This window comes from Streptomyces sp. enrichment culture, assembly GCF_964272895.1.
In the GTDB taxonomy this organism is placed as follows: Bacteria; Actinomycetota; Actinomycetes; order Streptomycetales; family Streptomycetaceae; genus Streptomyces.
This window is the reverse complement of sequence record NZ_OZ186832.1, coordinates 1,914,696-1,935,463: the sequence shown is the minus strand read 5'-3', so window position 1 is coordinate 1,935,463 and position 20,768 is coordinate 1,914,696. Positions and strand designations below refer to the sequence as shown.

Genomic DNA, 20,768 nt, shown 5'->3' with positions numbered 1-20,768 from the left:
GTGGCGCCTGCCCTGTCCCCGACCGGACCTTGGGCAGGCGCCGCCGCATTTTCGGCTACGGCACGTCTTCCGGGGCTACGGCACCTTGAACGTGTCGCCGTACATCTCCCACTGGAGCGGGGTCTTCAGGTCGAGGTTGCCCTCGTTCAGGAAGCGGCGCTGGGTGGTGTCGATGCGGCTGGTGTCGGTGTCGGGCTTCTTCGCCAGCATGGCCTCGCGGCGCACATCGAGGAAGGCGTCGAGGAACTCCCGTTCCGTGCCGCCCTCGGAGGGCAGCTCGGCCTTCTCCAGGGCGCGCTCACGCATGCCGTAGAAGCCGGACGGGCTCGTGTCGGGGCCGTGGTAGAGCATCGCGTCGTAGTAGACGAACTGGCCCAGCGTGCCCAGGCCGTCCAGCTTGGCCAGCCGGACCGCGGGGTCGAAGTACACCTCGTCGCGCTCGGCGTCCTGGGCCGCGCGGAACGCGGGGACCTTCGCCTCGGCCTTCCAGGCGGCGGTGAAGCCGGGGTCCAGGCCCTCGTGGGAGTCCGTGCCGTCGACCTTGCGCAGCGCGGGGAGGTAGCGGGCGAGGCCGTTGTCCGGGTGGGCCTTGGTGTAGTTCTCGACGAGGACGAGCAGGTCGTGGGTGCCGGTGCAGAAGCCGACGATGCCCGCGGTGTAGCCCTGACCGTTGCCGTGGTCCTCGATGGCGGCGTAGGAGCGGCGCCAGTCCAGCGACGAGATCGCGGCCGTGGACACGATCTGGTGGGCCAGTTCCTTCTTCGCCGGTGCGGCGAGCCCGGGCGGCAGCGAGGCGATCAGCTTGTCGTCGGCGGCCCGCTCGGCGGCGGCCGCGTCCCCCTCGGCCTTCGCCTTCGCCTGGTCGCGGGCGAGCTGTTCGACGGCCGCCCTGTCCTGTGGTGAGGAGTCCGAGCTCGCGGGCCCGAGGAAGTACACGGCCGCCGTCACGGCCACGGGCACGGCGGCGAACAGCAGAGCGGCTTTCTTCATGGCGTCACCCTATGACCCGTCTCGGGCCATCCCCCTTGTCAGTTCCGTCACGCGCGACCGGGCCCGGCCCGGTGGCACCCCCAGAGCTGCCGCCCCCGGCAGCACCACCAGTATCCCGCACCCCGCCACCGGCGATCACCGCCGGCGGCCATCGTCGATCACCGCACCCCGCCACCGGCGATCACCGCACGCACCGCCCCGTCGTTGGCGTAGCCTCGGGCTCCGGTCCTGGAGCGAGGGGAGCTTGTGCATGGCGGCGATCAGTCTCAGCAAGGTCGAGGAGACCGCACCCGCGCTGGTCAGCCTGTACAAGACCGCCGGGAAGTCGCTCGCCCGGCACGGGCTGGACGGGCAGCGGGCCGCCGTCTACCTCGTCGTCGACTACTCGGGCTCCATGAAGCCGTACTACCAGGACGGCAGCGTCCAGGCGCTCGCCGACCGGGTGCTGGGGCTGTCCGCCCACTTCGACGACGACGGACGGGTGCCGGTGGTGTTCTTCTCCACCGACGTCGACGCCGTCACCGACATCGCGCTGGCCGACCACCGGGGCCGGATCGACCGGATCGTGGCCGGACTCGGACACATGGGCAAGACCAGCTACCACCTGGCCATGGACGCCGTCATCGACCACTACCTGGACAGCGGCTCGCGCGCACCCGCCCTGGTCGTCTTCCAGACCGACGGCGGGCCCATCAACAAGCTGGCCGCCGAGCGCTATCTGTGCAAGTCCGCGCGGCTGCCGCTGTTCTGGCAGTTCATCGGGTTCGGCGACCCGCACAGCAAGCAGTTCGACTACCTGCGCAAGCTGGACGAGCTGTCCGTGCCCGGCAAGCGGGTCGTGGACAACGCCGGGTTCTTCCACGCCGGTTCGGACCCGGGGAAGGTGTCCGACGCCGAGCTGTACGACCGCCTCGTCGGCGAGTTCCCGAAGTGGCTGGTGGCGGCGCGCGCCCAGGGGATCGTACGCGGCTGACTCATCCCGCCAGGCGCTCGATCTGCTCCTCGGTGAGGCCGAGTCCGAGGGCCGCGGTGTTCTCCGCCAGGTGCGCGGGCGAGGAGGTGCCCGGGATCGGGATCACGTTCGGCGCGCGGTGCAGCAGCCAGGCGAGTGCCGTCTGGGAGCGCGTCGCGCCCAGCTCCGCCGCGACCTTCGCCAGCGGCCCGTGCTCGCCCGTGCTGACCGGGAAGTACGGCACGAAGGCGATGCCGCGTGCGGCGGTGTGGTCGATGACCGGGTCGTGGCCGCGTTCGGTGAGGTTGTACAGGTTCTGCACGCTCGCGATCGGCGCGATCCGCGCGGCCTGCTCGATCTCGTCGACCGTCACCTCGGACAGGCCGATGTGCCGGACCTTGCCCTCCTCCTGGAGCTGTCGGAGAGCTCCGATCTGGTCGGCGAGCGGGTACTGGGGGTCGATGCGGTGCAGATAGAAGAGGTCGATCCGGTCGGTGCCCAGGCGGCGGAGGCTGAGTTCCGCCTGCTGGCGCAGATACGCCGGGTGGCCGTGCGGGATCCACTCGGCGGGGCTCGGGCGCAGCACGCCCGCCTTGGTGGCGATCACGACCTCGTCGCGGTGCGGGGCGAGGGCCTCCGCCAGCAGCTCCTCGTTCGCGCCGAGAGCGTAGGCGTCGGAGGTGTCGAACAGGTTCACCCCGAGCTCGACCGCCTTGCGCAGCAGGGCGATCGACTCGGCGCGGTCGGTGGGGGCGGTCCAGATGGGCGCGGTCGTGCCGGAGCGCTCGTGCGGGGCGTTCGCCAGCCGCATCGCGCCGTAGCCGATCCGGCGGACCTCCAGATCGCCGCCGATCCGGAATATCGTGGGGGTCGTTGTGTTCGTCATGATCACGACCCTAGGAGCTCACACCGATGTGAGGTTCAAGGGCGTGTGAGCGAGGTCACATGAGGGGGATCGCTTGAGGATCGGCGAGCTGGCGCGCGAGACCGGGGTGAGCGTCCGGCTGCTGCGCTACTACGAGGAACAGGGCCTGCTGGACGCCGGGCGCACGCCGGGCGGACAGCGCGTGTACGACGACGGCGCGCCCGAGACGGTACGCCGCATCCGCACCCTGCTCGGCGCGGGTCTGCCCACCAAGGTGATCCGCGAGGTGCTGGACTGCGTGTGCGGCAGTGACGCCGAGGTCGAGCCCTGTCTGACACCGATGCTGCGGGAGCAGCTCCAGGGCATAGAGGAGCGCATCGCGACCCTGGAGGTCTCACGGCGGTCGCTCACCCGGCTGCTCGCCTCGTAGCCTCACGGGCACGGGCGTCGAGCACCTCGGCCCGGCAGGTGTCCGGGTCGCCCCAGGCGGTGCGCAGGGCGCGGGCCTTGGTCAGCCACAGCGACACGTCGTACTCCGCGGTGTAGCCGATCGCGCCGTGGCACTGCAGCGCGGCGCGCGCGGTGGCGTACGCCGCCTCGCCGGCGCTCGCCTTCGCGGCGGCGGTGTCGGACGGGGCCAGCGTCAGCGCGGCCCCGAACACCAGCGGCCGGGCGAACTCCAGCGCCAGCTTGGCGTCGGCCAGACGGTGCTTGACCGCCTGGAAGGAGCCGACGGGCACGCCGAACTGCGTGCGCCGGCGGACGTACGCCACCGTCCGCTCCAGCAGCGCCTCGCCGACGCCGAGTGCCTGGGCCGCGGTGGTGAGGCGGGCGAGGGTACGGGCCAGGTGCTGCCCACCGGTCCCCGTGGTGAGGAGTTCGCCGCCGGGGGAGAGCAGGGTGCGGCGGCGGGCGGGGTCCAGGGACGGGCGCACCGGGCCGTGCCCGGGGGCGAGCCGCGGGCCCTCGGGGGTGAGGGAGAGACGGAGGTCCGCCGCGTCGCCGTCCAGGGCGTACGCGCCGTGCGGGGCGACGGTGGCCAGACGGGTGCCGTCGAGGAGGGCGGGAAGGAGGCGCCCGGCGCCGGTGTCGGTGCGGGCCTCGGCCAGCAGCGCGACCGCCGCGACCGTCTCGGCCAGCGGGCCCGGCACGGCGTACCGCCCCAACTCCACGAACGCGGCGGCGAGTTCCACGGGACGCGGCCCCAGTCCGCCGCACTCCTCCGGCGCGGCCAGGGCGAACACGCCCAGGTCGGCGATACGCGACCACAGCGCGCGCCCGCTCGTCCGCTCGCCGCGGCTCCAGTCCCGTATCACCGACGGGGTGTCCGCGGCCTTCAGCAGTGCGGCGAGCGAGCCGGCGAACGCCTGCTGCTCGGCGTCGAGGAGAAAGCGCATCAGCGGCGTCCCTTCGGCAGGCCCAGCAGGCGTTCGGCGACGATGTCGCGCTGGATCTCGTTGGTGCCCGCGTACAGGGGGCCGGCGAGCGCGAAGACATAGCCCTCGGCCCAGGCGGAGCCGGCCGACTCGCCGTCCTCGCCGAGGAGGTCGAGGGCCGTCTCGTGCAGGGCGATGTCGTACTCGGACCAGAACAGCTTGTTCAGGCTGGACTCCGGGCCCGTCGCGTGCCCGTCGAGGAGGCGGGAGGCGGCGGCGTAGGTGAACAGCTGGTAGGCGCGGGCGCCGATCAGGGCGTCGGCCACGCGCCCTGCCGTGCTCTCGGGGCGGCCCCGGTCCCGCCACAGGCGGTGCAGCCGGTCGGCGCTCGCGAGATAGCGGCCGGGGGAGCGCAGCATCAGGCCGCGCTCGTTGCCCGCCGTCGACATCGCGATGCGCCAGCCGTCGCCGGGGGCGCCGATGACGTCCTCGTCGGGGACGAACACCTCGTCCAGGAAGAGCTCGGCGAACGCGGGTCTGCCGTCCAGGCGGGCGATCGGGCGCACGGTGACTCCGGGTGCGCGCAGGTCGAACATCAGATACGTCAGCCCCTGGTGGCGTCTCGGGGTGTGCGGGTCGCTGCGGAACAGCCCGAAGGCGCGGTCGGCGAAGGCCGCGCGCGACGACCACGTCTTGACGCCGCTGAGCAGCCAGCCGCCGGACGTGCGCACGGCCCGCGAGCGCAGGGACGCCAGGTCGGAACCGGCCTCGGGCTCCGACCACGCCTGCGCCCACACCACCTCGCCGGTGGCCATCGGCGGCAGCACCCGGTCCCGCTGCTCCGGCGTGCCGTGGTCGAAGAGGGTCGGGGCCAGCAGGCTGACGCCGTTCTGCCCGACGCGGCCGGGCGCGCCCGCCGCCCAGTACTCCTCCTCGAACAGCAGCCACTTGATCAGACCGGAGTCCCTGCCGCCGTAGCGCGCCGGCCAGGTCACCACCGACCAGCGGTCCGCGGCGAGTTCGGCCTCCCACGCGCGGTGCGCCGCGAAGCCCTCCTCGGTCTCCAGGGAGGGCAGCGGATCCGGCGGCACATGCGCGCGCAGCCAGGCGCGGGCTTCGGCGCGGAAGGCCGTCTCCTCCTGTGTGAACGCCAGATCCATCGTCACCCCGTCCTTCCCTAACAAGTGTTTGGTAGGTTAGCGTGGGGGTATGACAGTCGTCGAGAGTCCGGCGTACGTGCCGGGGCACGGGCTGCTGGCGGGGCGCACGGCCGTCGTCACCGCGGCGGCCGGCGCCGGGATCGGCGGCGCCACCGCCCGGCGCCTGCTGGAGGAGGGCGCGCGGGTCCTGATCAGCGACGCCCATGTGCGGCGGCTGAAGGAGTACGAGGCGGAGCTGGCCGGGGAGTTCGGGGCTCGGGCGGTGGCCGCACGGCCCTGTGACGTCACCGACGAGACCCAGGTCCGCGCGCTGTTCGACGCGGCGCTGAGGGAACACGGGCGCCTCGACGTCGTCGTCAACAACGCCGGCCTCGGCGGGACCACCCCGCTCCTCGACATGACCGACGAGCAGTGGACCAAGGTCCTCGACGTCACCCTGAACGGCACCTTCCGCTGCGTCCGCGCCGCCCTGCGCCGGATGCGGGACACCGGCGGTGTGATCGTCAACAACGCCTCCGTCCTCGGCTGGCGCGCCCAGGCCGGACAGGCCCACTACGCCGCCGCGAAGGCCGGCGTGATGGCCCTGACCCGCTGCGCGGCGATCGAGGCGGCCGCGTACGGCGTGCGGGTCAACGCCGTCGCCCCGAGCCTCGCCCTGCACCCCCATCTCGCCAAGGTGACGACCCCCGAACTGCTGGCCGAGCTGACGTCCCACGAGGCATTCGGGCGGCACGCCGAGCCCTGGGAGGTGGCCAACGTGATCGTGTTCCTGGCCTCGGACTACTCCTCGTACATGACGGGCGAGGTCGTCTCCGTCAGCAGCCGGCATCCCTAGGACAATGAGCGGCGTGCCGACCAAGAAGAAGCCCCAGGTGAACGTGGTGAGTGAGAGTGCGGCTGGTGAGGGTGCGGTGAGCGGGAGGGTGGTGAGGGAGAGCGCGGTGAGCGGGAGCTCGGCCAGGGAGAGCGCGGGGAGCGGGAGCTCGGCCAGGGAGAGCGCGGGGACGTCCGCGGCCGGTGGCGGTGCGGGCAAGCCTGTGGCCGGTAAGGGTGCGGTGGGCAAGCCTGCGGCCGGTAAGGGCGCGGTGGGCAAGCCCGTGGCCGGCCGGACCGCGGGTGGCTCCGCCCCGGCCGCCGCCCGCCGCCGCGAACTCCTCGACATCGCCGCCGACGTCTTCGCCGAGCAGGGCTACAACGCCACCACCGTCCGCAAGATCGCCGACCACGCGGGGATGCTCGCGGGCAGCCTCTACTACCACTTCGACTCCAAGGAGTCGATGCTGGAGGAGATCCTGCGCACCTTCCTCGACGAACTGTGGGGCGGCTACGACGCCGTCCTGGGCGCCGGGCTCGGACCGCGGGAGACCCTTGAAGCACTGGTCACCGAGTCGTTCCGGGAGATCGACCGGCACCGCGCCGCCGTCGCGATCTACCAGAAGGAGAGCAGACAGCTGGTGGCGCAGGAGCGGTTCGCGTTCCTCGCCGAGTCCCAGCGCCGATTCGAGGAGGCGTGGCTGGCCACGCTGGAGCGCGGCGTCGCGGACCGGGTCTTCCGCTCCGATCTCGACGTCCGGCTCACCTACCGGTTCGTCCGGGACACGGTGTGGGTCGCCGCGTCCTGGTACCGGCCGGGCGGACACCACAGCCCGGAGGAGATCGCCCGGCAGTACCTGTCGATGGTGCTGGACGGGATCGCCGTACGTACATAGCCGTTGATGCGGTCTTTCCGTGAGTTCCGACGAGTTCCGAGTTCTGACGAGTTTCGAGTTCCGACGAGTTCCGGGAGGTTCACGGAACTTCGGGGTTCAGGGAGCTTCGGAGGTTCGGGGAGCTTTGGAGCTTCGGGGAGCTTCGGGGAGATCAGCTGAGGGGAGTCGCCATGGCCGAGGCATACATCGTCGAAGCGGTCCGTACGCCCGTCGGGCGGCGCGGGGGAGGGCTGAGCGGTGTCCACCCCGCCGACCTCGGCGCCCATGCGCTGCGCGCGCTGATAGAACGCTCGGGCGTCGACCCGGCGGCCGTCGACGACGTCGTCCTCGGCTGTCTGGACGCGGTCGGCCCGCAGGCCGGGGACATCGCCAGGACCAGCTGGCTCGCGGCCGGGCTGCCCGAGGAGGTCCCCGGCGTGACCGTGGACCGGCAGTGCGGCTCCTCCCAGCAGGCCGTGCACTTCGCGGCGCAGGCCGTACTGTCCGGGACCCAGGACCTGGTCGTCGCCGGCGGCGTCCAGAACATGTCCATGATCCCCATCGCCTTCGCCACCCGGCAGGCCGCCGAACCGCTCGGCCTCACCCAAGGACCCTTCGCCGGCAGCGAGGGCTGGCGCGCGCGATACGGCTCCCAGCCCGTGAACCAGTTCGCCGGCGCCGAGATGATCGCCGCCAAGTGGGGCATCGGCCGGCGCGCGCAGGAGGAGTTCGCGCTGCGGTCGCACCAGCGGGCGGTGCGCGCGATCGACGAGGGCCGCTTCGACCGCGAGCTCGTGCCCTACGGGGCCGTCGTGGCCGACGAGGGGCCGCGCCGGGACACCTCCCTCGACAAGATGGCCGCGCTGAAGCCGGTCGTCGACGGCGGCACCATCACCGCCGCCTGCTCCTCCCAGGTCTCCGACGGCGCCGCCGCCATGCTGCTCGCCTCCGAGCGGGCGGTACGCGAGCACGGGCTGCGGCCGCGCGCCCGGGTCCACCATCTCTCGGTACGCGGCGAGGACCCCATCCGTATGCTCACCGCGCCCATACCCGCCACCGCGCACGCCCTGAAGAAGACCGGCATGACCATCGACGCCATCGACCTCGTCGAGATCAACGAGGCATTCGCACCGGTCGTCCTCGCCTGGCTCAAGGAGACCGGCGCGGATCCCGACAAGGTCAACGTCAACGGCGGTGCCATCGCCCTCGGCCATCCCCTGGGCGCCACGGGGGTGCGGCTGATGACGACCCTGTTGCACGAACTGGAGCGCACGGGCGGGCGTTATGGGCTCCAGACGATGTGCGAGGGCGGCGGCCAGGCGAACGTGACGATCATCGAGAGGCTGTGAGGACGGGCGCGTCGCCCGTTGCCCGTGGCGGTGGGCGGTGGGCGGGGGTGGTGGGCGGTGGGCAGTGGGCGGTGGGCAGTGACGGGCTGGTCAGCGTGAGGCCATGAGCCGGTCCCGTATCACCTCGGCCTCCTTCATGATCCGTTCCACCAGTTCCGCGCACGACGGCAGGTCGTCGATCACCCCGGCGACCTGACCGGACGCCATCACCCCCAGGTCGGTACGGCCGTCCACCATGGACGCCTTGAGCAGCATCGGCGTGTTCGCGGCGAGCAGCACCTGGCTCCAGGTCAGGTCCCTGCCGTGTCTGAGCGCCCGGCCGTCCTGGATCATCCGGAGCCAGGACAGCCCCGACAGCCGCCGGAAAGCGGCCGCGTGACGCACCGCGCGCAACAGGGCCCGCGTGCGCCCGGAGTGCTCCAGCGTCTCGACCAGGTCGGTGCGGAGCATGCGGTGCGGCAGGCCGTCCACCGCCGTGGTGACCGTGACGTCCCGGACCGTCGCCGCCAGATACCGCGCCTTCACCGTGTCCGGCACGGTGGAGTCCGACGTCAGCAGGAACCTCGTTCCCATCGCCACCCCCGCCGCCCCGTACGCCAGCGCGGCGACCAGCCCCCGCCCGTCGAAGAAGCCGCCCGCCGCCACGACCGGGATCCGCACGGCGTCCACCACCTGCGGCAGCAGCACCGTCGTCGCCACCTCGCCGGTGTGACCGCCGCCCTCACCGCCCTGCACGATCACCGCGTCCGCACCCCAGGCCGCGACCTTCTCGGCATGCCGGCGGGCCCCGACGGTCGGGATCACCACCACCCCGGCCCCCTTGAGCTCGGCGATCAGTTCCGGGGAGGGCGCGAGGGCGAACGAGGCGACGCGCACCCCCTCCTCGACGATCACCCGGACCCGGTCGCCCGCGTCGGCGGCGTCCGCGCGCAGGTTGACCCCGAACGGCGCGTCCGTACGGGATTTGACCTCCCGTATCGCCTCGCGCAGCCGGTCGACGCCCATGGTCGCGGAGGCCAGGATCCCGAGCGCACCCGCGTTCGCCGTCGCGGAGACCAGACGGGGGCCCGCCACCCATCCCATGCCGGTCTGCACGAGCGGGTACCGGACGCCGACCAGCCTCGTCAGTGCCGTCTCCATCAGCGGTCGACCTCCCTCGCCCGGCTGTTCCCCGGATCGATCACCTCGCGGATCAGGCGCAGCTCCTCGGGCGTCGGGTCACGGGTGTACGGCACCTGCTCCGGGACCGTCAGCGCGAAGCCGGTCGCCTCCTGGACCTCTTCGACGCCGACTCCGGGGTGCAGAGAGGCCAGGCGCATCGAGCGGTCGGGGGTCGCGAAGTCGAAGACGCCCAGGTCGGTGACGACCCGCGCGATGCGGTGGTGGCGGGCGCCGCCGGCGCGGTCGTAGCCCACTCCGCACACCATGTCGACCTGCTCGACGAACACCCGTCGAGAGTGCCGTGGGATCCAGTAACTCGTCGAGTTGTTCAGGGTGTTGACGGGCGCCCCGCGCACACCGAGCAGCTGCCGTCGCGGCTTCTCCCAGTCGCCGATGCAGGAGATGTTCTGGTTGCCGAAGCGGTCGATCTGGCTCGCCCCCATCATCACGTGCCGCCAGCCGCCCATGAGCAGGGTCAGATGCCGCCGGTAGGGCAGCCAGCCCTCCACCGTGCCGTCCGCGCGGACGAGCATCGCCTCCCCGTCGGTCAGCAGCAGATCGGGAGCGAACGTGAGCCGGGCCAGACGCGCACCGACGGACGGGATCAGCCCCATGGGGCTCGCGAGGACTTCCCCCGCGCCCCGCCACGCCTCCGCGCAGGCGATGACGCAGTACTCGGCACGGGTGGGGGGCGCGGTGGCCTCGCCGAGGGGTTCTGCCTCCCCGAGGGGTTCTGCCTCCCCGAGGGGTTCTGCCTCCCCGAGGGGTTCTGCCTCCCCGAGGCGTTCTGCCTCGCCGGGCGCGGGGGCTTGTGCGGCCGTGGCGGCGGGTTGGGGAGCTGTACGGCGGAGGGCGCTGGTCGGGCTGGGACCGTCTGTCGGTCCGCCCCGGAGATCGCGCTCGTCCCCTGCGAGGTAGTGCTCGGCGAATTCCGGCCATGGTGTCGTCGCGTACGCCCTCTGCGCGGCCTCGTCCCGGCCGTAGTCCGGGGCGCAGGACGTGAAGTGCGCGCCGTTCGGGGCCTCGACCACGCCCGTGACCGTGTGCCGCCCGATCAGGAGGGTCTGGGGCGCGGCCTGCTGCGTCAACTCCGCCGTGTCCACGATCCGTTCGCAGGAGACGTACGCCGCGTCGGCCGCCTCGCAGAAGAGGTCGTCGAAGTACGGGTCGGGCCCCAGATACTGGCCATTTCCCTGACGGTCCGCCCGGTTGACGTGGACCAGGGCCGCGTCCAACCGCAGGGCGGGCACCGCGACGCACGTCTCCCCGTCCTCGTAGGGCGAGTCCACCGTGCGCAGGCCCGGATTGACCCGCATCACATCGGAGCCGGGTCCGGCGCGCACCGGGAGGAAGGGGAGCCGGTACGCGGCCGCGCGCAGGCCCCACAGGAACATCGCCTCGTCGATCTCCGTCAGCTCCAGGGCGCCGCGCTCGCGGGCGGCCCGGTAGTGCGGCTCCAGCGCGATGGAGTCGAGCGTGACGAAGGGCGCGACCAGTCTGCGGACCCGTCCGGCGGCGACGAGCATCCCCACGTCCGGGCCGCCGCACGAGACCACCGTGAGGTCGGTGACCCCGGACCGGAGCAGCGCCCGCACCAACGCCATCGGCTTGCGGCGCGAACCCCAGCCGCCGATGCCCAGGGTCATGCCGTCGGCCAGCCGGGAGACGGCCTCCTCGGCGGTCATCGTCTTGTCGCTCACTCGGTCACCGCCCTTCCCGTGCTCGGGACGTTGCTTTCGGTGCCGGTGCCGGTGCCGGTGCCGGTGCCGGTGCCGGTGCGTCGGTGCGTGGACTTTGCGCAGGCGCGGAGGCATCGGCGCGCGACTCTTGGGTGGCCGCGGCGGCGGTCCGGTGCGCGGGCGTCAAGGCGGCGGTTCCCGGCCCTTGTGCGGGCGCTGGGGTGGTGGTTCCCGGCCCTTGTGCGGGCGCTGGGGTGGTGGTTCCCGGCCCTTGTGCGGGCGCTGGGGTGGTGGTTCCCGGCCCTTGTGCGGGCGCTGAGGTGGTGGTTCCCGGCCCTTGTGCGGGCGCTGAGGTGCTGGTCCCTGGCCCTTGTGCGGGCGCTGGGGTGGTGGTTCCCGGCCCTTGCGCAGGCGCCGATGCGCTGGTCCCCGGCCCTTGCGCGGGCGCTGACGCGTCCGCCCCCCGCCCCCGCTCAGACCTCCCCCACCCCCTCCCGAAGCCGTCCCTGACCCGGTCGCCCACTCCGCTCACGCTCGCCTCGAAGGTGAAGCCCTGCTCGAAGCGGTAGCTGCGGTGCACGTCCACCGGATCGATGCCGTTGATCGCTGCCTTGGCCAGCCGCAGCAACTCGCCGTCCTTCGCGGCGATCTCACCGGCCAACTCCATGGCCGCCCCTTCCAGTTCGTCCCCCGGCACCACCCGCCACACCGACCCGTGCGCGTGCAGCTCCGCCGCGGTCGCCGTGCGCGAGGTGAAGTACAGGGCGCGCATCAGGTGCTGCGGGACGAGCCGGGCCAGATGCGTGGCCGCACCCAGCGCTCCCCGGTCCAGCTCGGGAAGCCCGAAGACGGCGTCCTCGCTCGCCACGATCGCGTCCGCGTTCCCGGCCAGCCCGATCCCCCCGCCCAGACAGAAGCCCCGTACCGCCGCCACCACGGGGACCTCGCACTCGTACACCGCCGAAAAGGCGGCGAAGCAGCCCCGGTTGGCCCCGATGAGCGCGCTGCGGCCCTGCGCCTGTATCTCCTTGATGTCCACGCCCGCGTTGAACCCCCGCCCCGCGGCGGCCAGCACCACGCACCGCGCCTCCGGGTCACGGCCGGCCGCCCGCACCGCGTCGGCCAGGGCGAACCAGCCGGCCACCGGCAGCGCGTTCACCGGCGGGAAGTCGACCGTGATGACACGGATCCCGATTTCCGGGCTCGATGTGGAGACACCCATCGGCACATCAGCTACCTTCGCACTCGACACCTTTCCACCAAACATTTGTTAGGTGACGCTTCGAAGCTAGCAGCCGGCGCAACCGAGTGGGAGAGCCTGTGGATAACTCGCTGCGAGGCAGGACCGCCGTCATCACCGGCGGCACCAGAGGCGTCGGCGCCGGGATCGCGAGAGCGTTCGCGCAGGCCGGGGCCGAGGTCGTGGTCTGTGCCCGACGCCCTCCCCAAGTCCCGATCCAGGGAGTCGCGTTCCGCCCGCTCGACCTGCGTGACACGACCGCCGTGCACTCCTTCTTCGCGGCGCTGCCCCGCCTCGACGTCCTCGTCAACAACGCGGGCGGGACTCCTCACCGGCTCCTGACCGACGCGGAACCCGAACGGCACGCCCGGGTCGTCGAACTGAACCTCCTCGCACCGCTGACCGCCTCGCTCGCGGCGTACGGCCGACTGCGCCGGACCCGCGGCTCGATCGTGATGATCGGAAGTGTCAGCGGCAGCCGCCCCTCGCCCGGCTCGGCGGCCTACGGGGCGGCCAAGGCGGGCCTGGAGAGTCTCGCCCGCTCGATGGCCGTGGAGTGGGCGCCCGATGTCCGCGTCAACACCCTGGTCGTCGGCATGGTCCGCACCGAGCAGTCCTCTCTGCACTACGGCGACGAGGCCGGTGTCGCCGCCGTCGCCCGCACCGTCCCCCTCGGACGCCTGGCCGAACCCTCCGACGTGGGCACCGCCGCCGTCTTCCTCGCCTCCCCGGCCGCCGCGTACATCACGGGCGCCTCCCTGCTCGTCCACGGGGGCGGGGAGCGGCCCGCGTTCCTGGCCGCGGCGACATCCGGCGAGCGGGACGACGTGGGGCGAAGGAGGCCGGGACGGACATGAGCGGCGAAGAGAGAGACACGGACACGCGGGCCGAACCTGCCGGTACGGAAAGGGAGGGCACCGACGTGAGCGGAATCTGCGAGGGCCGGATCGTCGCGATCACCGGCGCCGGCCGTGGGCTCGGCCGGGCCCACGCGCTCGCCTTCGCCGCCGAGGGCGCGCGGGTCGTCGTCAACGACCTCGGCGTCCGCCTCGACGGCAGTCCCGGCTCCGGCAGCCCGGCCGACCGGGTCGCCGCCGAGATCCGGGCCGCGGGCGGCGCGGCCGTCGCGCACGCCGGGGACATCGCCACCAGCGAGGGCGCCGCCTCCCTGGTGCGCTGCGCCCTGGACACGTACGGACGGCTGGACACCCTGGTCAACAACGCGGGCTTCCTGCGCGACCGGATGCTGGTCAACCTGGACGAGGACGACTGGGACGCCGTCGTACGCGTCCACCTCAAGGGGCACTTCCTGCCGCTGAAGCACGCGGGCGCGTACTGGCGGGCGGAGGCGAAGGCGGGACGTACGCCCGTCGCGCGGATCGTCAACACGGCCAGCGGGGCCGGGCTCGCCGGATCGGTCGGACAGGGGAACTACAGCGCCGCGAAGGCCGGGATCGTGGGGCTGACCCTCGTCGCGGCGGCCGAACTCGGCCGATACGGCGTCCAGGTCAACGCCGTCGCACCGGCCGCCCGCACCCGGATGACGGAGCGCACCTTCGCCGACGCCATGGCGGCACCGGCGTCCGGATTCGACGCCATGGCGCCCGAGAACGTCTCCCCGCTCGTCGTCTGGCTGGGCTCGGCCGCCAGCGCCGGGGTGACCGGGCGGGTGTTCGAGGCCGAGGGCGGGCGGATCACCGTCATGGAGGGCTGGCGGCCGGGGCCCACCGCGGACAAGGCGGCGCGGTGGACCCCGGCGGAGGCGGGGGAGAGGGCCCGCGAACTGCTGTCGGCCGCCGAGCGGCCGTGGCCGGTCTACGGGGCCGAGGGCTAGCCGGTACGGCGGTCCGCGCGCTGTCACCGGGGCCGTGCGCGGATCGGCCCGCACGGCCGGCGCTCACGCCGAGCGCGTCAGATCCTCCGCGCGGACCGGGTCCAGATACGGCACACCGCGCGCGTACCGTTCGAGTTCGTCCAGGGCGGCGTGTGCCATCCGCGGCAGCTCGTTGCCCAGTGAACCGGCGACATGCGGGGTGAGCAGGACGTTGGGCAGGTCGTAGAGCGGGGACGTGGCGGGAAGCACCTCCGGATCGGTGACGTCGAGCACCGCGTTGAGGCGGCCGGTGAGCAGTTCCTCGGTCAGCGCCGCGGTGTCGACGAGGGAGCCGCGGGAGGTGTTGATCAGCGTCGCCCCGTCCGGCAGCAGGGCGAGCCGCGCGCGATCGAACAGATGCCGGGTCTCGGGGAGTTCCGGCGCGTGGACGGTGACGATGTCGCTCGAACGCGCCAGGACGTCCAGGGAGACGGCCTGTGCGCCCAGGGCGGCCGCCTGCTCGGCGTCGACGTACGGGTCGTACAGCAGCACCCTCAGGTCGTACGGCCGCAGCAGTTCGATGACCCGGCGGCCGATCCGTGAGGCGCCGACGACACCCACGGTGCGCTGGTGGTTGCCGCCCGCGCCGATCACGTCGAGCGGGCTCACCCAGGATCGTTTTTCGCGGTACACGCGCGCGGAGTGCAGGACTCGCTTGCCGGAGAAGAGGATCGCGGCGACCGTGTACTCGGCCACCGGCAGCGCGTTCGCCCGCGCCGCGGAGGCGACCGTCAGGCCCCGCTCCCAGCAGGCGTCGGTGATGTGGTGCTTGACCGAGCCGGCCGCGTGCACGACCGTACGCAGCCTGGGCATACGCTCCAGCGCCTCGGCGGTCAGCGGCGGGCAGCCCCAGCCGGTCAGCAGCGCCTCCGCCCCGGCCAGGGCCTCGGCCGCCACCGGATCGCTGAAGTCCTGTACGACCAGCGAAGGGTCGGTGTCGGCGACGGCGATCAGGCGTTCGAGCGCGGCGGTGTCGAAGAGGGCCTCGCGCACGGGCGCGTCCATGGCGAGGACGGTGGTCGGACGGCGGACGGAAGGAGAGGTCACTTGACGGCTCCCGCGGTCAGGCCGGAGCGCCAGTGGCGCTGCAGCGTGAGGAAGGCGACGGCGAGCGGGACGACGGACAGCAGCGAGCCCGTGATGACGAGCGCGTACAGCTGCGGCTCCTGCGGCAGGATCGCGTTCCAGCCGAACAAGCCGAGGCCGACCGGGTACAGGGACGAGTCATTGAGCATGACGAGCGGCAGGAAGAAATTGTTCCAGCTACCGGTGAAAGTGAACAAGAAGATCGTGACGAACGCGGGGGACAGCATCGGCAGCGCGACTGAGCGGAAAACGCGCAGTTCGCCGGCTCCGTCCATACGGGCCGCCTCCAGCGTCTCGCCCGGCACATAGCCCTCGCAGAACACCCGCGCGAGGTACACACCGAACGGATTGACCAAGCCCGGGATCAGCACCGCCCAGTAGGTGTTCACCAGCCCCGCCTCCGAGGCCAGCAGATACATCGGCAGCGACACCACCGTGTGCGGCACCAGGATGCCGAGCAGCACCAGCCCGTACAGCTTCTCCTTGCCCCTGAAGTCGTACGTGGCGAAGGCGTACCCGGCCAGCAGCGACACCAGCGTGGACGCGAGCGCCCCCACCCCGGAGTAGAGCAGGCTGTTGGCGAGCCAGCGGCCGAAGATGCCGTCCTGGTAGCTGAAAAGATCCGCGATGTTCGCGAACAGATGGAACTCACCGAGCCGGAAACCCGGTCGGCCGAACAGATCGCCGTTGTCCTTCGTGGCGTTCACCAGCAGCCAGCTCAGCGGCATCAAGGTGTACACCGCGACCACGGCCAGCAGGGTGTTGACGGCGATCCGCGAGGACCAGCCGGTGCCCGTGCGGCGGGGGAGCCCCGCCTCGGCCGGTGCGGGCGCGGGTGGGCGAGTCGCCCTCGGGGCGGTGTCGACGGCCATGCTCACGCCTCCTTCCAGCGGTTGCCCAGACGGGTGATGACGAAGGACAGCGCGGCGCCCAGCACCGCCAGCAACAGCGAGGCCGCTGCCGCCAGGCCGTAGTCGTGCTCGGTGAACGCGGCCTGGTAGATGAACATCACCGGACTCCACTCCGGAGAGATCGAGGACGCGCGCGTGCGCAGCACCTCGGGTTCGTTGAACAGCTGGATCGAACCCACGGCGGTGAACAGCACGGTCAGCACCACCGACGAGCGGATCATCGGGACCTTCACCGACCACGCCGTGCGCAGCCCGCCCGCGCCGTCCATCACGGCAGCCTCCAGCGTCTCGCGCGGAACGGCCTGGAGCGCCGCGTAGAAGATGACCATGTTGTAGCCGAGCCACTGCCAGGTGGCCGCATTGGCCATCGAGAAGATCACCGCATCAGGTCCGAGCAGATCCCAGTCCGAACCGAACACGGACAGGAAATCGATCACGGGACTCAGGCCCGGCGTGTACAGAAAGCCCCACACCATGGCCGCGATCAGACCGGGCACCGCGTGCGGCAGGAAGTACGCCAGCTGGAAGAACCGTCTCGCGCGTGCGAGTGCCGAATCCAGCATCAGCGCCAGCGCGAGCGCACCGCCGACCATCACCGGGATGTAGATCGCGCAATACAGCGCGATATGAACAAAACCCCGTCGGAAACCTGGATCGTCCACGGCCCGCAGGTAGTTGTCGAAGCCGACGAAGAGGGTCTCGGTGCCACCGAAGCCGAGCCCGGAGGCGGCCTGTTCGCGGAAGAGGCTCATCCAGACCGCGTAGCCGATGGGGGCCAGCAGGGTGGCGGCGAAGAGCAGCAGGAAGGGGGCGAGGAAGAGGGCGGGTGCGGCGCGCCGGCCGCGCCCGAGGCGGCTCGGCGCGGGGGCTGTCGACTGTGCCATGGGTGGAACTCCTTGGGGCCGGTGCGGCCCGGCCGCGGGGGAGGGGCGGGGCGCTCGGAGGGGCGCGGGGACGCCGAGGGCGTGGGGGTGGTGTTCGCGGTGCGCATGGCGACGGTGTTCGCGGTGTGCGTTGCGACAGTGTTCGTGCCGCGCGTGGCGACGGTCTTCGTGCTGCGCGTGACGACGGTGTTCGTGCTGCGCACGGCGACGGGTTTTCGCGGTGTGCGTTACGGACGGTGCTCGTGCTGCGCGTGGCGACGGTGTGCGCGTCGCGGGTCCCCGCGCCGGGCGGTCACTCCGCGAGCTTGAGCCCGCGGTCGGTGATCGCCTTCTCGGCGGCGCGCTGGCCGGCCTGGAACGCCGCCCAGAAGTCACCGCTCTTGGCCACCTTGCCGAACTCGCTCTGCAGGGTGAGCGTGGTCGAGTTGTGCACGGGGCTCCACACCCAGCCCGCGGCGATCTTCGGCACTTCGGCGCCCGCGACGGCGTAGATGTCCTGGCCGCCGAAGAAGGACGCGTCGAAGGACTCCTTGGCGGTGGCGCGCAGTTCCTCGGCGGCGGGCAGGCCGCTGGAGGTGCCGGCGGCGAGCCGCGAGCTGACGGCGGCCTTGTCGGTGGTCGCCCACAGCGCGAACTCGGCGGCGGCCGCGGCCTTCTTCGTGTCCTTGGTCAGTGCGAAGGAGGATCCTCCGACGGCGCCCGTGGCGGGTGTGCCCCAGTGCGGCAGGGGCGCCTCGGCCCACTTGCCGGCCTGCCCGGGGTACGTCGTCTTGATGCCGCCCGCGCTCCAGGAGGCGCCGATCAGGGCGATGGCCCTGGAGTCGGTGACGGCCTTGGTGGCCTCGGGGCTCCATGCCTTGTGGTTGAGCACCAGGTCGTCGCGGACCAGGTTCTTCCAGTAGTCGGCGACCTTCTTGGTGGCCGGGTCGGCGATGTTCACCTTCCAGGCGTCCCCGGAGACGCCGTACCAGCGGGCGCCGGCCTGCTGGGCGAGGCCCGCCCAGATGGCGGTGTCGTCGCCCCAGAAGTCGAGGATGCGGGCCTTGCCCTTGGACGCGGTCTTCACCTTGCGGGCCGCGGCCTCGAACTCCTCCCACGTCGTGGGCACCTGGACGCCGTACCGCCGGAACAGGTCCTTGCGGTAGTAGAGCGTCTGCGGGCCGACGTCGTAGGGGGCGGCCCAGCTCTTGCCGCCGAGCGTGACCAGGTCGCGCACGGAATCGGGCGCGTATTCCTCGACCGGACCGGCGAACTCGGTGGAGGAGTCGCGCAGCAGGCCCTGGGTGACCAGGTCGGGCAGCGCCTGGTACTCGACGTTGACGACGTCCGGCGCGTTGCCCGCCTTGACCGCCTTGGCGAGCTTGTCGTAGCCGCCGTTGAGGCCGGCCGGGATCTCGGAGAACGAGACCTTGATGTTCCGGTGGGTTCTGTTGAACTCGGCGGCCATCTCCTTGGTGCCGGGCATCCAGGACCAGTACGTGATCTCGACGGGGTTGCCGGCGGTGCCGGTGCCCGCCTGGGCGTCGTCGGAACCATCGGAGCCGCAGGCGGTGGCGAGGAGGGAGAGGCCCGCGAGCGCGGCGGCGAGAGCGAGGGAGGAGGGCTTCATGGCGCACATCTTTCGCTCAGGACCGATCAGAGTCAATAGGAACGAACAATCAATCAGCGAAAGCGCCACAAACGATCGTGCAGTGTTCGTTTCCCTGGGATCGCTCCAGGGAAACGAACATCTGTCAGCCCAGCTCCTGTCGTTCCCGCGTCTGAACCGTCACCGGTACCGTCCCCGCGTCGGCGTCCAGTTCCAGGACCACGACCTCGTTGCGCCCCGCGCGCAGCAGCGGCCAGGGAAGATACAGCGCGCGCTGCGGGCCGCGCGTCTCCCAGTACCGGCCCAGACAGAAGCCGTTGACCCACACATAGCCCTTGCCGCCGCCCGGCAGCGCCAGGTAGGCGTCACCCGGCTCGGCCACCTCCAGGAACCCACGCAGGAACACCGGCCCCCGCCCGCCCGGCCGCTGCCCGGCGGCACCCGCGAGCCCCCAGTCGAGCCGCTCGGTCGTCCCGTGCCCGAGCGGCACCGGCCGCGCCCGCCAGCCGTGCACCTGCTGCTGGGTGTGCAGCACGCGCCGCACGCCCTTGCTCTCGCCCAGCGCCGTCCCGTAGTTGACCCGGCCCATGGACTCCACCAGCAGCTCCAGCCGCGCCCCCACGTCCGGCACGGTCACGTCCGCGATCGCCTCGACGCCGTCCCGCTCCAGCACACCCGCGTACGCGCCCTCGACGTAGACATGCGCCCGGTCGGCCAGCCCCTGCACCGACAGCGGGTAAGGGCCCCGGGGTCCGGGCACGCGCGAGGTGTAGAGCGCGAGGCCCTGTCCGATGCCGAGCTCCTCGAAGGACGGCGGCTGCGGGGCCGTACGCTCCGGGCCGGCCAGCGCGTCCAGCGCGTCGAACAGCGGCAGTGCCTCGCCGAGGTGCACCCGCGTCGGCGGCAGCAGCGCGGCGGCGGGCTCCGGTTCGGGCAGCGGGCCGTCCGCGTACGCGGCCAGCACCTCACGGAAGGCGTGGAACTTCTCCGTCGGCGCCCCGCGCTCGTCGATGGGGGCGTCGTAGTCGTAGGAGGTCACCGTCGGCCGGTAGCGCTCGCCGGTCGCCGGGTCCTCGGTGTTGGCGCCCGCCCAGGTGGAGAAGTTCGTGCCGCCGTGGGCCATGTAGACGTTGACCGACGCCCCCGACCGCAGGATCTCGGCGAGCGTGTCGGCGGCGTCGCGCGGATCGCGGACGACGTGTTCGGTGCCCCAGTGGTCGAACCACCCGCACCAGAACTCCATGCACATCGGCGGATCCTTGGGCCGCAGCCGGGCGAGCGACGCGAACGCCTCCGTCGCCCTGCTGCCGAAGTTCACCGTCGCCAGGGTGCCCGGAAGGGTGCCGCCGGTCAGGAAGAAGTCGTCCGGACCGTCCGAGGTGAACATCGGCACGTCGATTCCGCGCGAACGCAGCGAGTCCGCCAGGTGCTCCAGATGCGCGGTGTCGCAGCCGAACGAGCCGTATTCGTTCTCCACCTGCACCATGAGCACGTTTCCGCCCCGAGTGGCCTGGTGCTCGGCCAGCAGCGGCACCAGCCGGTCGTACCAGCGGTCCACATGCGCCAGATACGCCGGATCGGAGCAGCGCAGCGCCTTCACCTGGGGATCGGTGAGCAGCCACCACGGCAGGCCGCCGTTGTCCCACTCCGCGCAGATGTACGGGGATGGACGAACGATCGCGTGCAAGCCCGCTTCCCGTGATGCGTGCAGAAAACGATCAATGTCGGCGATTCCCGCGAAGTCGAAGACACCGGGGCGTGGTTCGTGCAGATTCCACGGGATGTACGTCTCGACCGTGTTCAGGCCCATGGCCCGCAACTGCCGCAACCGGTGCGGCCACTGCTCGGGCAGCACCCGGAAGTAGTGCAGGGCGCCCGAGAGCAGGCGCAGCGGACGGCCGCCGAGGGAGAAACCCTCGGGCGATATCTCGAACATGAGGGTCTCTCCAGTCGGGGAGCCGGGATG

The 20,768-nt window shown here is 72.1% G+C and carries 18 protein-coding genes and 2 pseudogenes; 7 read left to right on the top strand and 13 right to left on the bottom strand.

What is annotated here, in order from left to right:
- Positions 1 to 75 precede the first annotated feature (75 nt).
- A complete protein-coding gene (locus tag ACSU6M_RS08780; RefSeq protein ID WP_437068479.1) occupies positions 76 to 990 on the bottom strand; it encodes a chitosanase in 915 nt (304 codons plus the stop codon).
- 250 nt (positions 991 to 1,240) lie between these two features.
- On the opposite strand from ACSU6M_RS08780, the gene ACSU6M_RS08775 reads away from it, so the two are divergent.
- Positions 1,241 to 1,963 (top strand): vWA domain-containing protein, encoded by a 723-nt coding sequence (locus ACSU6M_RS08775; RefSeq protein ID WP_437068477.1) that lies wholly within the window; start codon positions 1,241 to 1,243, stop codon positions 1,961 to 1,963.
- A gap of 1 nt (position 1,964) precedes the next feature.
- Here the strand turns inward: ACSU6M_RS08775 and ACSU6M_RS08770 are convergent, their stop codons facing one another.
- A complete protein-coding gene (locus tag ACSU6M_RS08770) occupies positions 1,965 to 2,828 on the bottom strand; it encodes an aldo/keto reductase (RefSeq protein ID WP_437068475.1) in 864 nt (287 codons plus the stop codon).
- Between the two features lie 73 nt (positions 2,829 to 2,901).
- On the opposite strand from ACSU6M_RS08770, the gene ACSU6M_RS08765 reads away from it, so the two are divergent.
- The gene (locus tag ACSU6M_RS08765) at positions 2,902 to 3,237 is read left to right on the top strand and encodes a MerR family transcriptional regulator (protein WP_437068473.1); all 336 of its coding nucleotides are present in this window, start codon (positions 2,902 to 2,904) and stop codon (positions 3,235 to 3,237) included.
- Here ACSU6M_RS08765 and ACSU6M_RS08760 read toward each other — a convergent pair.
- Both ACSU6M_RS08760 and ACSU6M_RS08755 read right to left on the bottom strand, forming a co-directional pair.
- On the bottom strand, positions 3,215 to 4,204 hold the full coding sequence (locus tag ACSU6M_RS08760; RefSeq protein WP_437068471.1) for an acyl-CoA dehydrogenase family protein: 990 nt from the start codon (positions 4,202 to 4,204) through the stop codon (positions 3,215 to 3,217). The genes ACSU6M_RS08765 and ACSU6M_RS08760 overlap by 23 nt on opposite strands.
- Complete coding sequence (locus tag ACSU6M_RS08755) at positions 4,204 to 5,343, bottom strand: acyl-CoA dehydrogenase family protein (protein WP_437075057.1); 1,140 nt, start codon at positions 5,341 to 5,343, stop codon at positions 4,204 to 4,206. The genes ACSU6M_RS08760 and ACSU6M_RS08755 overlap by 1 nt, the downstream gene beginning before the upstream one ends.
- 49 nt (positions 5,344 to 5,392) lie before the next feature.
- Here ACSU6M_RS08755 and ACSU6M_RS08750 point away from each other — a divergent pair, with 49 nt between their 5' ends.
- The 3 genes from ACSU6M_RS08750 to ACSU6M_RS08740 all read left to right on the top strand — a co-directional run bounded on the left by ACSU6M_RS08750 (position 5,393) and on the right by ACSU6M_RS08740 (position 8,380).
- Positions 5,393 to 6,178 carry an SDR family oxidoreductase gene (locus tag ACSU6M_RS08750; protein ID WP_437068469.1) on the top strand — a complete coding sequence of 262 codons (786 nt, stop codon included), beginning with the start codon at positions 5,393 to 5,395 and terminating at the stop codon, positions 6,176 to 6,178.
- A gap of 262 nt (positions 6,179 to 6,440) precedes the next feature.
- Positions 6,441 to 7,052 carry a TetR/AcrR family transcriptional regulator gene (locus ACSU6M_RS08745; protein ID WP_437075055.1) on the top strand — a complete coding sequence of 204 codons (612 nt, stop codon included), beginning with the start codon at positions 6,441 to 6,443 and terminating at the stop codon, positions 7,050 to 7,052.
- Between the two features lie 170 nt (positions 7,053 to 7,222).
- Complete coding sequence (locus ACSU6M_RS08740) at positions 7,223 to 8,380, top strand: acetyl-CoA C-acetyltransferase (protein ID WP_437068467.1); 1,158 nt, start codon at positions 7,223 to 7,225, stop codon at positions 8,378 to 8,380.
- Between the two features lie 90 nt (positions 8,381 to 8,470).
- Here the strand turns inward: ACSU6M_RS08740 and ACSU6M_RS08735 are convergent, their stop codons facing one another.
- The 4 genes and pseudogenes from ACSU6M_RS08735 to ACSU6M_RS08720 form a co-directional block, all read right to left on the bottom strand.
- Positions 8,471 to 9,520 carry an NAD(P)H-dependent flavin oxidoreductase gene (locus ACSU6M_RS08735; protein WP_437068466.1) on the bottom strand — a complete coding sequence of 350 codons (1,050 nt, stop codon included), beginning with the start codon at positions 9,518 to 9,520 and terminating at the stop codon, positions 8,471 to 8,473.
- Complete coding sequence (locus ACSU6M_RS08730; protein ID WP_437075054.1) at positions 9,520 to 10,206, bottom strand: CoA-transferase subunit beta; 687 nt, start codon at positions 10,204 to 10,206, stop codon at positions 9,520 to 9,522. The genes ACSU6M_RS08735 and ACSU6M_RS08730 overlap by 1 nt, the downstream gene beginning before the upstream one ends.
- 222 nt (positions 10,207 to 10,428) lie before the next feature.
- A pseudogene (locus ACSU6M_RS08725) lies at positions 10,429 to 11,241 on the bottom strand (CoA transferase subunit A); the annotation flags it as partial.
- Between the two features lie 469 nt (positions 11,242 to 11,710).
- Positions 11,711 to 12,442 (bottom strand): annotated as a pseudogene (locus tag ACSU6M_RS08720) (enoyl-CoA hydratase family protein); the annotation flags it as partial.
- Positions 12,443 to 12,540: 98 nt separating this feature from the next.
- Here ACSU6M_RS08720 and ACSU6M_RS08715 point away from each other — a divergent pair.
- Both ACSU6M_RS08715 and ACSU6M_RS08710 read left to right on the top strand, forming a co-directional pair.
- Positions 12,541 to 13,317: an SDR family oxidoreductase gene (locus ACSU6M_RS08715; RefSeq protein WP_437068465.1), complete on the top strand. Its 777-nt coding sequence runs from the start codon at positions 12,541 to 12,543 to the stop codon at positions 13,315 to 13,317.
- Positions 13,318 to 13,382: 65 nt separating this feature from the next.
- Complete coding sequence (locus ACSU6M_RS08710; protein ID WP_437068463.1) at positions 13,383 to 14,294, top strand: SDR family oxidoreductase; 912 nt, start codon at positions 13,383 to 13,385, stop codon at positions 14,292 to 14,294.
- 63 nt (positions 14,295 to 14,357) lie between these two features.
- Here ACSU6M_RS08710 and ACSU6M_RS08705 read toward each other — a convergent pair whose 3' ends face one another.
- From ACSU6M_RS08705 to ACSU6M_RS08685, 5 genes are all read right to left on the bottom strand, one after another.
- Complete coding sequence (locus ACSU6M_RS08705; RefSeq protein WP_437075052.1) at positions 14,358 to 15,338, bottom strand: hydroxyacid dehydrogenase; 981 nt, start codon at positions 15,336 to 15,338, stop codon at positions 14,358 to 14,360.
- A 38-nt stretch (positions 15,339 to 15,376) separates the two neighbouring features.
- A complete protein-coding gene (locus ACSU6M_RS08700; RefSeq protein ID WP_437068461.1) occupies positions 15,377 to 16,291 on the bottom strand; it encodes a carbohydrate ABC transporter permease in 915 nt (304 codons plus the stop codon).
- Positions 16,292 to 16,293: 2 nt separating this feature from the next.
- Positions 16,294 to 17,214: a carbohydrate ABC transporter permease gene (locus ACSU6M_RS08695; RefSeq protein ID WP_437068459.1), complete on the bottom strand. Its 921-nt coding sequence runs from the start codon at positions 17,212 to 17,214 to the stop codon at positions 16,294 to 16,296.
- Between the two features lie 292 nt (positions 17,215 to 17,506).
- Positions 17,507 to 18,823 carry an ABC transporter substrate-binding protein gene (locus tag ACSU6M_RS08690; protein WP_437068457.1) on the bottom strand — a complete coding sequence of 439 codons (1,317 nt, stop codon included), beginning with the start codon at positions 18,821 to 18,823 and terminating at the stop codon, positions 17,507 to 17,509.
- Positions 18,824 to 18,947: 124 nt separating this feature from the next.
- Positions 18,948 to 20,738 (bottom strand): glycoside hydrolase family 35 protein, encoded by a 1,791-nt coding sequence (locus ACSU6M_RS08685; protein WP_437068455.1) that lies wholly within the window; start codon positions 20,736 to 20,738, stop codon positions 18,948 to 18,950.
- Between the last annotated feature and the right edge of the window lie 30 nt (positions 20,739 to 20,768).

What these genes read in the sequence shown, in the direction of transcription:
- ACSU6M_RS08695 (WP_437068459.1), bottom strand. Translation starts at nt 17,214, where the DNA reads ATGGCACAGTCGACAGCCCCCGCGCCGAGCCGCCTCGGGCGCGGCCGG.
- ACSU6M_RS08760 (WP_437068471.1), bottom strand. Translation starts at nt 4,204, where the DNA reads ATGCGCTTTCTCCTCGACGCCGAGCAGCAGGCGTTCGCCGGCTCGCTC.
- ACSU6M_RS08755 (WP_437075057.1), bottom strand. Translation starts at nt 5,343, where the DNA reads ATGGATCTGGCGTTCACACAGGAGGAGACGGCCTTCCGCGCCGAAGCC.
- ACSU6M_RS08685 (WP_437068455.1), bottom strand. Translation starts at nt 20,738, where the DNA reads ATGTTCGAGATATCGCCCGAGGGTTTCTCCCTCGGCGGCCGTCCGCTG.
- ACSU6M_RS08740 (WP_437068467.1), top strand. Translation starts at nt 7,223, where the DNA reads ATGGCCGAGGCATACATCGTCGAAGCGGTCCGTACGCCCGTCGGGCGG.
- ACSU6M_RS08775 (WP_437068477.1), top strand. Translation starts at nt 1,241, where the DNA reads ATGGCGGCGATCAGTCTCAGCAAGGTCGAGGAGACCGCACCCGCGCTG.
- ACSU6M_RS08735 (WP_437068466.1), bottom strand. Translation starts at nt 9,520, where the DNA reads ATGGAGACGGCACTGACGAGGCTGGTCGGCGTCCGGTACCCGCTCGTG.
- ACSU6M_RS08705 (WP_437075052.1), bottom strand. Translation starts at nt 15,338, where the DNA reads ATGGACGCGCCCGTGCGCGAGGCCCTCTTCGACACCGCCGCGCTCGAA.
- ACSU6M_RS08770 (WP_437068475.1), bottom strand. Translation starts at nt 2,828, where the DNA reads ATGACGAACACAACGACCCCCACGATATTCCGGATCGGCGGCGATCTG.
- ACSU6M_RS08780 (WP_437068479.1), bottom strand. Translation starts at nt 990, where the DNA reads ATGAAGAAAGCCGCTCTGCTGTTCGCCGCCGTGCCCGTGGCCGTGACG.
- ACSU6M_RS08700 (WP_437068461.1), bottom strand. Translation starts at nt 16,291, where the DNA reads ATGGCCGTCGACACCGCCCCGAGGGCGACTCGCCCACCCGCGCCCGCA.
- ACSU6M_RS08690 (WP_437068457.1), bottom strand. Translation starts at nt 18,823, where the DNA reads ATGAAGCCCTCCTCCCTCGCTCTCGCCGCCGCGCTCGCGGGCCTCTCC.
- ACSU6M_RS08750 (WP_437068469.1), top strand. Translation starts at nt 5,393, where the DNA reads ATGACAGTCGTCGAGAGTCCGGCGTACGTGCCGGGGCACGGGCTGCTG.